5 protein-coding genes are annotated in these 13,429 nt (G+C 69.3%); all 5 read right to left on the reverse strand.

What is annotated here, in order from left to right:
- Window positions 1-43: 43 nt before the first annotated feature.
- From treZ to ACJQWM_RS07515, 5 genes are read right to left on the reverse strand one after another with little or no spacing between them, the layout of a single operon-like run.
- Window positions 44-1,837, reverse strand: coding sequence for a malto-oligosyltrehalose trehalohydrolase (gene treZ / locus ACJQWM_RS07495; RefSeq protein WP_332702671.1), 1,794 nt, complete (start codon window positions 1,835-1,837; stop codon window positions 44-46).
- Window positions 1,834-3,954 (reverse strand): glycogen debranching protein GlgX, encoded by a 2,121-nt coding sequence (gene glgX, locus ACJQWM_RS07500; protein WP_332702673.1) that lies wholly within the window; start codon window positions 3,952-3,954, stop codon window positions 1,834-1,836. The genes treZ and glgX overlap by 4 nt, the downstream gene beginning before the upstream one ends.
- Entirely contained in the window at window positions 3,954-6,395 is a 2,442-nt protein-coding gene (glgB, locus tag ACJQWM_RS07505) for a 1,4-alpha-glucan branching protein GlgB (RefSeq protein ID WP_332702675.1), read from the reverse strand. The genes glgX and glgB overlap by 1 nt, the downstream gene beginning before the upstream one ends.
- Entirely contained in the window at window positions 6,388-9,768 is a 3,381-nt protein-coding gene (treS, locus tag ACJQWM_RS07510) for a maltose alpha-D-glucosyltransferase (protein ID WP_411306751.1), read from the reverse strand. The genes glgB and treS overlap by 8 nt, the downstream gene beginning before the upstream one ends.
- A gap of 11 nt (window positions 9,769-9,779) precedes the next feature.
- The gene (locus tag ACJQWM_RS07515) at window positions 9,780-13,037 is read right to left on the reverse strand and encodes an alpha-1,4-glucan--maltose-1-phosphate maltosyltransferase (protein WP_332702677.1); all 3,258 of its coding nucleotides are present in this window, start codon (window positions 13,035-13,037) and stop codon (window positions 9,780-9,782) included.
- Between the last annotated feature and the right edge of the window lie 392 nt (window positions 13,038-13,429).

The following is a 13,429-nucleotide window of genomic DNA, read 5'->3' on the forward strand; positions in this document are numbered from 1 at the left end:
CGGAGGGATGACGGCCTTTGCGGGGACGGCGTCGGAACGATTCTCACGGCGTCACCTCGGCTGTGCCGTCCGGCGCCAGCCACGCCACCACAGTGTGCGCAGCAAGCTCGCCGCGCCGGGCGTCATCGGTGGCGCCGGCGGTGGTTTCATACAGCACGCGCCCCGTGCCGGGCGGCGCGTGCGAAATCGACCCGGCGCCCAGGTTGACCAGCACCGACAGGACGCTGCCATCGCCCATGCGCCAGCGCGCGTGCACCGCGCCTTGAGCCAGGACATCGACGCCGATTGAACGGGTTCCCGGCAGGCGCGGGACGATCTCCTCGCGCCGCAGCCGAAGCAGGTGCTGGACGAACGCACGATGCGCCGAGTCCTCATCCGACCGCGACTGCTCGAAGTCCGGGATCGAGCTTGCGAACGTCCGTGGCGCATTGGGATCGGGAATCGCCTCGCGACGCGCCGGATCGCGGAACGCCGGGAACCGAGTGAACTCGCGTCGGCGGCCTTCGCGCACGGCTTCGGCCAACTCGCCGTGGTGATCGGTGAAATACAAAAACGGCTGCCGCGAATTCCATTCCTCGCCCATGAACAGCATCGGGATCTGCGGTGTCAGCAGCAACAGCGCGGTCGCCGCGCGCAGGGCGGCCGGATCGGCCAGTGTCGACAGTCGCTCGCCGAGCGCTCGGTTGCCGATCTGGTCGTGGTTTTGCAGGCAATTCACGAACGCGCTGGTCGGCAGGTGGGCGCTGGGCTGGCCGCGCGGGGCGTCGTCGCGGTACGCGCAGGGCTGTCCCTGGTAGACGAAACCCTCGCCCAGCCAATGGGCCAGGCCGGCGGTCGGGTCGTCGGCGTAGTCCGCGTAGTAGGCGTCGCGCTCGCCGGTCAGCAGCACGTGCAGGACGTGGTGGGCGTCGTCGTTCCACTGTGCATCGAAACCCTGCTGCAGCAGCCCGGCGTCGTTGTGCTCGTTCTCCAGCACCAGGTGCACGTGTCGGCCGGGCTCCACGGTGGCGCGGATCTTCGCGGCGAGCTCGGGCAGCCAGTCGCGCTCGGTGATCGCATGCACCGCGTCCAGGCGCAGGCCGTCGAAGCGGTACTCCATCAGCCAATACAGCGCATTTTGGGCGAAGAAGTCGCGTACCTGCGGGCGCCGGAAGTCGATCGCCGGACCCCAGGGCGTGTCGACGTCATCCCTGAAAAATGGTGCCGCCAGGCGCGGCATGACGTTGCCGTCGGGGCCGAAGTGGTTGTAGACCACGTCCAGCAGCACCATCAGCCCGTGGCCGTGGGCAGCGTCGACCAGCGCCTTGAGCTCGTCTGGCGTGCCGTAGCACGCGGCCGGGGCGAACGGCAGCACACCGTCGTAGCCCCAGTTTCGCTCGCCGGGGAACTGCGCGATCGGCATCAGCTCGATGGCCGTCACGCCCAGCGCGGCTAACTCCTGCAGCCGGGCCTGCACGCCGGCGAAGCCGCCGAACGCGCCGACGTGGAGCTCGTAGATCACCGCCTCCGCCCACGGCCGCCCGCGCCAGTCGGCGTGTTGCCACGAGTAGTGCGCCGGATCCACCACCAGGCTTGCAGCGTCCACGCCGCCGTCCTGCGCACGCGCGGCCGGATCGGCCACGGCGCTGCCATCCTCGAGTACGTAGCGATAGCGTGCGCCCGCCGCGCAATCGATCCGTGCTTCGAACCAGCCGTCGCCGGCCTCCGACAGCGGTATTGCGTCGCCGTCATCGATGCGCACCGACAGGCGCCCGCAACTCGGCGCCCACACCCGGAACCGCGCCTGCGCCGCCGCCCACTGCGCGCCGAACGGCAGCTCGTGGACGAACCGGCTCATTCGCGCGCCGCTGGGGCCGATGGGCGCGCGACCAGCAGGCGCACGCTTTGCGCGCCGACGGTGAGCGCACCATCAGCGCCGTCGACGCGCTGCTCCACCGCCTGCGGCTGTGCGCTGTCGAGCAACGCCAGCCACGGCAAGGGCGGCCCCGGCAGCCGGAACTCGCGATCCTTCTGGCTGCCGTTGATCAGCAGCAGGCTGACCTCGATGCGGCCGTCGTGGTGGGTGGCCGCGCGCCGGACCGTCAGCAGGCGGCCCTGCGGGTTGTCCCAGGCGCCCTGGGTCATCAGATGCCCGCGCTCGTCGAACCAGGCCAGGTCGTGCACGCCCGGCCATGGCTCGTTCTCGCCGTGCACGAAGCGCGCCAGGCGCAGGGTGAAGTGCGCCTGGCGCAGCGCGACCAGCCGCGAGGTGAACGCCAGCAGCTCGCGCGAGGGCTCGGTGTCGAGCAGCGACCAGTCCAGCCACGAGATCTCGTTGTCCTGGCAGTACGCGTTGTTGTTGCCGCCCTGGGTGCGGCCGAACTCGTCGCCGGCGAGCAGCATCGGGGTGCCGTGGGAGAGCAGCAGGGTCGCGAGCAGTGCCCGCTTGATCTTCTCGCGCTGGGCCAGGATCGCCGGGTCGTCGGTCTCGCCTTCGGCGCCCCAGTTGTAGCTGGCGTTGTCGTCGTGTCCGTCGCGGTTTTGCTCGGCATTGTCTTGGTTGTGCTTGTGGTTGTAGCTGACCAGGTCGTGCAGGGTGAAACCGTCGTGTGCAGTGAGGAAGTTCACCGACGCCCATGGCCGCCGGCCGCCGTAATCGAACAGTTCGGCCGAGGCCTGCAGCCGCTCGGCAAGAGCGCCGCGCAGGCCTTCGTCGCCTTTCCAGAAGCGGCGCACATCGTCGCGGAACTGGCCGTTCCATTCGGCGAAGCCCGGCGGATGGTTGCCCAATTGATACCCGCCGGGGCCGAGGTCCCAGGGCTCGGAAATCAGTTTCACGTGCGCCAGCACCGGGTCCTGCCGGATCGCATCGAACAGGCCGGCGTTCGGATCGAAGCCGTGCGCTTCGCGGCCCAGCGCCACGCCCAGGTCGAAGCGGAAGCCGTCGATGTGGAACTCCTCGACCCAGTAGCGCAGCGAATCCATGATCAGCTGGATCACGCGCGGGTGCGAGGTATTGAGCGTATTGCCGCAGCCGGTGTCATTGATGCAGTGGCGCGGGTTGTCGGGCAGCAGGCGGTAGTAGCTGGCGTTGTCGAGCCCGCGGAAGGATAGCGTCGGGCCGAGTTCGTTGCCTTCGCAGGTATGGTTGTAAACCACGTCGAGCACGATCTCGATGCCGGCCTGGTGCAGGCTCTGCACCGCATGGCGGATCTCGTGCAGGTTGCGCTCGAGCACGTAACCCGGCTCGGGCGCGAAGAACGCCAGGGTGTTGTAGCCCCAGTAGTTGCGCAGCTTCAGTTCGGCCAGCCGCCGGTCCTGCACGAAGGCGTGGATCGGCAGCAGCTCGATGCTGGTGATGCCCAGCCGCAGGAGGTGGTCGATCAGCCGTGGGTCGGCCAGCGCCGCGAACGTGCCGCGCTCGTGCGGGCGCACGTGCTCGAGCCGCTGGGTCAGCCCGCGCAGGTGGGCCTCGTATATGACTGTACGTTCCCACGGCACCGCTGGATGGCGGTCGCCGCGCCAATGGAAGTGGTCATCGACCACCATCGACTTGGGCACCGCCGCGGCACTGTCGCGGCGGTCGAACGAGAGGTCCGCACGCGGCGAGTTCAGCCGGTAGCCGTGCAGCGCATCGGTCCAGCGCACCTGGCCGTGCAGCATCCGGGCATAGGGGTCGACCAGCAGCTTGTGCGGGTTGAAGCGGTGGCCCTGCTCGGGCTGGTACGGCCCGTGCGCGCGATAGCCGTACAGCTGACCGCCGCGCACGCTGGGCAGGTAGCCGTGCCAGATGCCGTCGGTGAATTCCGGCAGCATGTAGCGCCCGATCTGGCGCCGGCCGGTGGCCTCGAACAGGCACAGCTCCAGCGCCGACGCGTTCTCGGAGAACACCGCGAAGTTGGTGCCGGTGCCGTCCGAACACGCGCCCAGCGGGTAGGGCCGGCCGCGCTCGATCCGGTCGGGCAGGGTCGGCATCAGCGACTCTCCGGCGCCAGCAGCAGGGCCGACAGCGGTGGCAGCGACAGCGACACGCTGTGCCGATGCCCATGACTGGCGATGGCCTCGGCTTTGAGGCCGCCGAGGTTGCCCACGCCGCTGCCGCCGTACTCGGCCGCGTCGCTGTTGAACAATTCGCGCCAGTGGCCCGGTCGCGGCACGCAGATGCGGTAGTGGGCATGGCGTTGCGTGGTCAGGTTGAACACCGCCAGCACCGGCGCATCGCCGTCGCGCCCGTGCCGGAGGAACGCGAAAACGCTGTTGCCGCTGTCATCCCCGACGATCCACTGGAAGCCTTCGGCTTCGGCATCGCGCGCGTGCAGCGCGGGCGTGCCGGTGTACAGCGCATTGAGGTCGCGCACCAGTTGCTGGATGCCACGGTGGGACGGGTCATCGAGGAGGTGCCAGTCGATCTGGGCGTCGTGGTTCCACTCGCGCACCTGCGCAATCTCGCAGCCCATGAACAGCAGCTTCTTGCCCGGATGCGACCACATGAACGCCAGGTAGGCACGCAGGTTGGCGAACCGCTGCCAATGGTCGCCCGGCATCCGCCCGAGCAGCGAGCCCTTGCCGTGCACCACCTCGTCGTGCGAGATCGGCAGCACGAAGCGCTCGGAAAACGCGTACAGCAGGCCGAACGTCAGCTCGTGGTGGTGGTGCGAGCGGTGGATCGGATCGCGGCCGATGTAGCCCAGGGTGTCGTGCATCCACCCCATGTTCCACTTGTAGCCGAAGCCCAGTCCGCCGGCGGCGACCGGCGCGGTCACGCCGGGCCAGGCGGTGGATTCCTCGGCGATGACCACCACGCCGGGGCAGTGCGAGGCTACGACCTCGTTGAGCCGGCGCAGGAAGGCGATGGTCTCGTAGTTCTCGCGGCCGCCGTGCACGTTGGGGATCCACTCGTCGGCCGGGCGGCTGTAGTCGCGATACAGCATCGAGGCGACCGCATCCACGCGTAGGCCGTCGACGTGGTATCGCTGCAGCCACTCCAGCGCGCTGGCGATCAGGAACCCGCTGACCTCGTGGCGGCCGTGGTTGTAGATCAGCGTGTTCCAGTCCGCGTGGAAGCCCTCACGCGGGTCGGCGTGCTCGTACAGCGCGGTGCCGTCGAAGCGCGCCAGGCCGTGGGCGTCGGAGGGGAAGTGCGCCGGCACCCAGTCCAGGATCACGCCGATGTGCTCGCGGTGGCAGCGGTCGACGAAGCGCGCGAATCCCTCCGGCGAGCCATAGCGAGCGCTCGGTGCGAACAGGCCGAGCGGCTGGTAGCCCCAGGAGCCGCCGAACGGATGCTCGGTGATCGGCAGCAGCTCCAGGTGGGTGAAGCCCATCGATGCGACATACGGGATCAGGCGGTCGGCCAGCTGATCCCAATCGGGCGTGCCACCGTCATCGAGGCGCAGCCAAGAGCCGGCGTGTACCTCGTAGGTCGATTGCGGCGCGGCCGCCGCGTTGTGCTGGGCACGCTGCGCCATCCAGGCTTCATCACTCCACGCGAACGCCTCGGCGCTGGCGACCACCGAGGCGGTGGCCGGCGGGCACTCGGTGGCGCGTGCCAGCGGATCGGCCTTGAGCGGCAGATGAGTGCCGTCGGCGGCGAGGATCTCGTACTTGTAGTGCGCGCCGGCCGCGACTCCCGGCAGGAACAGTTCCCACACCCCGACCGAGGGCCGCAGCCGCATCGGGTGGCGGCGGCCGTCCCAGCCGTTGAAGTCGCCGACCACCGCCACGCGTCTGGCATTGGGCGCCCACACCGCGAAGCGCACCCCATCGACGTCGTCGATGCTCTGCACGTGCGCACCGAGGCTGTCGGCCAGGTGCAGGTGACGGCCCTCGCCAATCAGGTGCAGGTCTAGGTCGCCGAGCAGGACGCCGAAGGAATAGGGATCTGCGGTCTGCTGGACAACGTCGGGCCAGTGGATGCGCAGCGCGTAGGGACCATCCGGAATGGTGCCAACAAAGAATCCGGCTTGGTCGGTGGGTTGCAGTGCCTCCTCCCAACCGTCAGTCCGCTCATTAGCGCCACTACCGCCACTACCGCCACTACCGCCACTACCGCCATTACCGTCCTGCCCGCCATCCTCGTCATTCCCGCGAACGCGGGAACCCAGCGACTTTCGCTCGGGAGCCACGCGCGCCGACACGTGCAGGCCCTCTGAAGTCGCTGGATCCCCGCCTCCGCGGGGATGACGATCAAGCGCGGCGCTGCCGACCCGCCCGATTGCCTCCATTCGCTGCGCACCCGGCATCCACACCCGCAGCACGCGCACTCCATCGACGCGATGCGGGCCGAGGATCGCAAACGGATCGCCATGGCGTGATTGCACCAGCGCCTGCAGGGCCTCGCGGTCGGTCATCAGTTCGGCCGGCGTGGGCGCGTCCGGACGCGTTGCGCCGGCGGGTGTGCGGCTGCGCTCAGTCATGTCGCGCCTCCTGCAGAAGACCTTCGAGCAGGTCGGCCAACCCGCGCACCGGCACGCCGATCCAGCCGGGCCGATTCGCCGCCTCGTAGGCAATCTCGTAGGCCGCCTTTTCGATCAGGAACAGCGCGGTAAGCGGCGTCATCGCATCGGGGCCGACCCACGGCGTCGGCGCAGTGCTCACCACCTCGCGGTACGCACCAAGAAAGCGCTCGCTGGCACGTCCGCGGAAATTCTGCAGATACTCATCAAGCCGCTCGTGGGCGATCGGGGTGACCCCGTCCTCGCCGCGCACCAGCACCGCCGCGGCGTAGTCGATCGATCGCAGGAACCCGGCGACGTCGCGCAGCGGGCTGGTCTTGGCGCGACGCTGCGCCAGCGAGCGCGCTGGCTCGCCCTCGAAATCGATGAAATAGGCATCGTCCTGCACCACCAGGATCTGGCCCAGATGGAAGTCGCCGTGGATGCGGGTCAACAGCGCGCCCGGCGCGGCCTGGGCCAGGCGCCCCAGCAGCGCGTCGAGCTGCGGCCGCAGCGTGCGCAGCCGCCCGGCATCCCCGTGGGCGTCGTGCTCGCCCGGCACCGCCTCGAGCGCCGCGAATGCGCGCTGGAGCTGCTCGCGCGCCGAGTCGGCCCAGGCATCGACGTGGCCGCCGCCGGCGGTCTCCGGCACGAACGCGGGATCGTCGGTCGGCGTCGCCAGCGCCTGGTGCAACTGCCCAAGGCGGGCGCCGACCGCGGTGGCGAAGGCGTCGTAGCCGGCCAGCAGTTCGTCGTGGCGCTCCTCGCCGGGGCCGGTCAGGCGGTACTCGTCGAACGAGCGCTGCAGGTGGTCCAGGGTCCAGCGCCAGGCATCGCCCTGGTTCTGCAGGAAGCCCTGCAGCACCATCAGCGTGGCCGGCACCCCGTCGCTGTCGACCCGTACGACCTCGCCGAGCAGCGGCGCGATGTTGGGGAAGTTGAGCTGGGTCAGCCGGCGGCCCATCTCGGTTTCAGGATTGATGCCCGCGGCGATGCGCCGGACCAGCTTGAGCACCGCATGGTTGCCGATGATCAGCGAACTGTTGGACTGCTCGGCCGACAGCCAGCGGATCTCGGCGTCGTCCGCGAACTCGACCTGGGCGAGGCGGTCGGTCGCCTCGAACCGGATTTCGGCGTCCGATTTATTCGCCCCGTCCGGTGCATGCGCTGCAATCGTCAGGCAGGTGCCGTCACGCAGCGCCGTGACGACGGTGTCGGCCAGCGACTCCACCGCAAACGCGTCGGTCAGGAACCCGACGTGGCGGCCGCGGCGCACGCGGGTCAGGGCCAGCTGCTGGGGCAGGGCGGGCAGGTCCTCGGCTTCCCAGGCGATGCCCAGCGGCAGCAGGTAGCGCTCGCTGTCCTGGTTTTTGTCCCGGCCCTTGCCTGATGCGAACGCCACCTCGACTTCGGTCAGCAACACGTCGCCGCCGTTGCCGGGCAGCGCCAGCGCATACGCGATCAGGGTCTCGGCGATCGTCTTGTCCTTGGCCGCGAACCAGCGGCGATTGGCCAGGTACACCGGCAACACGTCGCGCTCGAGCAGGCCCTGGTACTTGTCGAGCAGCCCGCCACCGTCCAGCGGCCCGCGCACCACCAGGGTCTGGTACTCCGGCATCGGTTGTGGCGGCGGCACGTGCCAGTCCGGCATGTGCGCCTCGCCGACCAGCTGGAACGAGTAGAAGCCGTACGGTGGCAGGGTCAGCAGGTAGGACAGCTGCCCGATCGGCGGGAACGAGGTGCCACCGATGATCTCCACCGGCACCCGTCCCTCGAACATCGACAGGTCCAGTTCGACCGCCTGCAGGGTGCGCGAGAGGTTGGCCACGCACAGCACCACCTCGTCGCCGGCCGGGCCGTGGTGCTCGCGCAGGTAGGCCAGGATCTTGCGGTTGCGCGGGTACAGGAAGCTCAGGCTGCCGCGGCCGAACGCCTGGTAGCGGTTGCGCACCTCGAGCATGCGCCGGGTCCAGTTGAGCAGCGAGTGCCGGTCGCGCTCCTGGGACTCGACGTTGATGGTCTGGAACCCGTACAGCGGGTCCATCAGCGGCGGCAGCACCAGCCGCGCCGGATCGGTGCGCGAGAAACCGCCGTTGCGGTCGATCGACCACTGCATCGGGGTGCGCACGCCGTCGCGATCGCCCAGGTGGATGTTGTCGCCCATGCCAATCTCGTCGCCGTAGTACAGCACCGGCGTGCCGGGCATCGACAGCAGCAGCGAATTCATCAGCTCGATGCGGCGGCGGTCGCGCTCCAGCAGCGGCGCCAGGCGGCGGCGGATGCCCAGGTTGATGCGCGCGCGGTGGTCGGCGGCGTAGGTCTGCCACAGATAGTCGCGCTCGCTGTCGGTGACCATCTCCAGGGTCAGCTCGTCGTGGTTGCGCAGGAAGATCGCCCACTGGCAGCTGGCCGGGATATCCGGGGTCTGGCGGATGATGTCGCTGATCGGGAACCTGTCTTCGCGCGCGATCGCCATGTACATGCGCGGCATCAGCGGGAAGTGGAACGCCATGTGGCATTCGTCGCCGTCGCCGAAGTACTGCTGGGTATCCTCGGGCCACATGTTGGCCTCGGCCAGCAGCAGACGATCGGGATAATGCGCGTCGACCTCGGCGCGGATGCGCTTGAGGATCGCGTGGGTCTCGGGCAGATTCTCGTTGCTGGTGCCCTCGCGTTCGATCAGGTACGGCACCGCGTCCAGGCGCAGCCCGTCCACCCCCAGGTCGAGCCAGAACCGCATCACCCCGAGCACCGACTCGAGCACCTGCGGGTTGTCGAAGTTCAGGTCCGGCTGGTGCGAGTAGAACCGGTGCCAGTAGTACTGGCCGGCGACGGCGTCCCAGGTCCAGTTCGACTTCTCGGTGTCACAGAAGATGATGCGGGTGTCGGCGAACGCATGATCGGTGTCGGACCATACGTAGTAGTCGCGCTCGGGCGAGCCGCGCTCGGCCTGGCGCGCGCGCTGGAACCACTGGTGCTCATCGGAGGTGTGGTTGATCACCAGCTCGGTGATCACCCGCAGCCCGCGCCGGTGGGCCTCGTCGATGAAGCCGCGCACGTCCTCCATGGTTCCGTAGTCGGGATGGACCGCGCAGTACTCGGCGATGTCGTAGCCGTCGTCGCGCCGGGGGGAGGGGTAGAACGGCAGCAGCCACAGGGTGTTGACCCCGAGCCCGGCGATGTAGTCGAGCTTGCCGATCAGCCCGGCGAAGTCGCCGATGCCGTCGTCGTCGGAGTCGAAGAACGACTTGACGTGCAATTGATAGATCACCGCGTCCTTGAACCAGAGCGGGTCGTGCGCAATGCCGTCGTTACCGGCGGCCTGGTGTGGCGCGGTGTCCGCGGCTGGTGTGATGGTGGCGGCGTTCACGCGACCTCCGCCCGGGGCGGGCCGACCCGCCAGATCGCGAACGGCAGATCACCCGGGTCCAGCCGCATGCGCTGCATCTTGCCGCGCCATACGCTGCGGGTGCCGCGCCACAGGTCTTCGACCTGCAGGGCACCATCGTCGGGCAGGCCCCACTCCCACAGCGGCAGCTCGAAATCGGCCTCGTGCGCGGCGTGCGGATCGAGGTTCACCGCGACCAGGATCATGTCCTCGTGCTCGGTGCGTCGCTTCCCGAAGTACAGGATGTGCTCGTTGAACGCGTTGTAGAACCTCACGCCCAGGTGCGTCTGCAGCGCCGGGTTCAAGCGTCGTAGCAGGTTGAGCCGGGTGATCTCGGCGATGATGTTGCCCGGCCGCTGCCAATCCCACGCGCGCAGCTGGTACTTCTCCGAATCCAGGTACTCCTCCTTGCCGGACGCAAGCGGCGTGGCCTCGCACAGCTCGAAACCGCTATACATGCCCCACAGGCCCGACAGCGTGGTCGCCAGCGCGGCGCGGACGAGATGCCCGGCGCGGCCGGAGGTCTGCAGGTACGTCGGGTTGATGTCGGGCGTGTTGACGAAGAAGTGCGGGCGGAAGTAGTCGCGCGCCTCGCCGTCGGCGAGCTCCTGCAGGTAGGCGGTGAGCTCGGCCTTGTCGTTGCGCCAGGTGAAGTAGGTGTAGGACTGCGAAAACCCGATCTTGGCCAGTCGGTACATCAGCCTCGGGCGGGTGAACGCCTCCGACAGGAACACCACGTCCGGATGACGCGCGCGGATATCGCCAATCATCCATTCCCAGAAGGGAAACGGCTTGGTGTGCGGGTTGTCGACCCGGAACAGCCGCACCCCTTCGTTGACCCAGAACTCCACCACGTCGCGCAGCGCCAGCCACAAATCGGGCACGGCTCCGTCGGCATAGAAATCGACGTTGACGATGTCCTCGTATTTTTTGGGAGGGTTCTCGGCGTAGCGGATCGAGCCGTCGGCGCGCCACGCGAACCAGTCCGGATGCTCGTCCAGCCAGGGATGATCGGGCGAGCACTGGATGGCGAAATCCAGCGCCAGCTCCAGCCCTTGCCCCGCCGCGGCGGCGACCAGCCGGCGGAAGTCATCCAGCGTGCCCAACTCGGGATGGATCGCGTCGTGCCCGCCCTCCTTTGCGCCGATCGCATACGGACTGCCGGGCTCGCCGGGCTCGGCGGTCACCGAGTTGTTGCGGCCCTTGCGGTTGATCCGCCCGATCGGATGGATCGGTGGCATGTACAGCACATCGAACCCCATCGCGGCGATCCCCGGCAGGCGCGCGATGACGTCGTCGAAGGTGCCGTGAGGCTGCGGCTCACCGCCGGTGCCGGGCGCCGACTGCGAACGCGGGAACAGCTCGTACCAGCTGCTGTAGCCGGCCCCGCGCCGTTCGGCATCAATAGTAAACACCGTGGCGCAGCGCGTCAGGAACGGTTTGCCGTCGGCGCGGGTCATGGCCTGCGCCGTTTCGGGCGCCACCAGCAGCGCAGTACGCTGGCTCTCGTCCTCGGCCTGTTTCAGCTGTCCGGCGAGCGTCCGCAGCGCCGCGTCGGCGCTCGTGGCGGCGGCCGCGGTCACCAGCTGGCAGGTCTCGCTCACGTCCAGCGCGGTCAGCTTGCCGGCCGCGCGCTTCTTCTCCAGGTCCATGCGCGCGGTCGCGAACACGTCTCGCCACGCCTCGACGGTGAACTCATGGCGGCCCAGCCGGCCGAGCGTGAACTCGCCGCACCAGCGGTCGTTGCCGAGCTGGCGCATCGGCGCGCACTGCCACCGGCGCTCGCCGTACGCGCGCCACAGGACCGCGGCGGCCAGCAGGTCGTGGCCATCGCAGAAGATGTCGGCCTGCACGGTCACGCGCTCGCCGACGGTGCGCTTGACCGCGAAGCGGCCGCCGTCGACGCTCGGGCTGATGTGCTCGATCGCGATCCGCGGGGCGATCGCGGCCTTGGCGATCGGCTGGGTGGCCTTGGCCGCGATCAGCACCGGCGCGGCAGCCTCGGCGGCATACACCCGTACCTCGGCCGGCTCCAGCGCGACGCTGGCGGCGGCATCGATGCGGCTGCCCTCCGGCGGCCGCAGCGGTGCGAACGATCCGAATCCGGCGGCGTTGCGCAGCAGTTCCGCGGTCGCGACCGTGGCGATGTGGCTGGCGTCGCTGTTGACCAGGAGCATTTGTGTGCCAGCGGGCGAAGCGGACGCTTGCGCCGGCGTGGATTGCCCGGCTGCAAGGGACTCGACCAGCCACGCCCGCGCCGGACCGGTGCTGCCCATCAACAGCGGCCGCAGGCTGTTGCGGCGCGACGGCGCTCGCTCGGCGAGGGTCGCATTGGCTTGGACGATGGCGCGGTCGAGCTTCTCCCCGTTGTCCTCCTCCAGTGCGATCAGCAGGCCGTCGCCGGTCGCGGCCGCGAATTCGATGGCGCGCGCGCGCGCGCGTTGCCGTGACTCGATGTCGCCGCCGGCGGGCGGCGCATCCTGCGGCAGCGGGTCGTCGACGACGGCAATCGCCGCGGCGAACCGGCGCAACCGGGCGTCCTCTTCCAGGTACCAGGAGGATTGGAAGTCCCACCACGCCAGCGAAGAGAACGCCGCGTCGAATCCGCAGTCGCCAAGCGCCAGCAGCTCCTGCGGCGCAAGACCGGGCGTCCACGCCCAGAACGCCGCCTCCCGCTGCGCGCGCACCCCGCTCATGAGCGAGCGCCAATGTGCCGGCGGCACCCGCTGCGGCCACAGGCAACGGAAGCCCGCGATGCCGGCGTCGCACCAGCGCGACAGCTGCTTGCGCCACCAGTCGGTCAGCTCGTCCGGCTCGTCGCCGAAGCGCGCGATCGCCGCGCCGGCGGTTTCGGGCGTGCGGCGCGGGTCGGGCAGGGCGCCGTCGATCGTGCGGTGCGGCCGGAACCGGTGCGGCATGGCCGTGACCACCGGCGCGTCGCCGGCCACCTGGTCCAGGCGCACGTCCAAGACGATCCACAACCCGCGCTCGCGCCCGAGCGCACTGAGGCGCGCCAGCCCCTCGGCAGCCTTGCCGCCGCCCAATACCGGCGCCAGCCGCTCCACATCGCCCAGCCGTGCCTGCACCCACGCCTCGTCCTGTACGAACGGGCAGGGCAGCACGACCGTGTTGAAGCCCAGCGCGGCACACCGATCCAGCAGTGGCCCGAGCTGGTCGACGGGGCCGAGCAGCGACGGGCGGATATAGCAGGCGCGTGGTGGGCTGGCGCGATTCATCGGGCGTCCTGGTCGTTGAGTCTTGTCGGCAGAACGCGCGGGAACGCGCGATCGCCAGTCTGCAAAGCGGCAGGCGCCACGTCTGCAGGGACCGACTTAACTACAGGGGGTGTCAACGTGGTGCAGTGGCCGCATGCGCGGCCGGGTCGACCGGAACCCGTAGGAGCGGCTTCAGCCGCGATCATGAATCAGCGTCGGTACGTCTATTCCCGATCGCGGCTGAAGCCGCTCCTACAGGGGGCAGACGCCAATACGGCGGGTTGAAAACCCGCTCTACGGTGATACGTAGCGCGGAGCTTCTGCAGCCTCTTCACCCGGGCCGCAACCGCACCCCGAGCCCCCGCGGCCTTGGCCTCCGCATCGCGCACGCAACAAGCCTCGATCCCCGCGGG

The organism is Novilysobacter longmucuonensis (assembly GCF_046600735.1).
GTDB lineage: Bacteria > Pseudomonadota > Gammaproteobacteria > Xanthomonadales > Xanthomonadaceae > Novilysobacter_A > Novilysobacter_A longmucuonensis.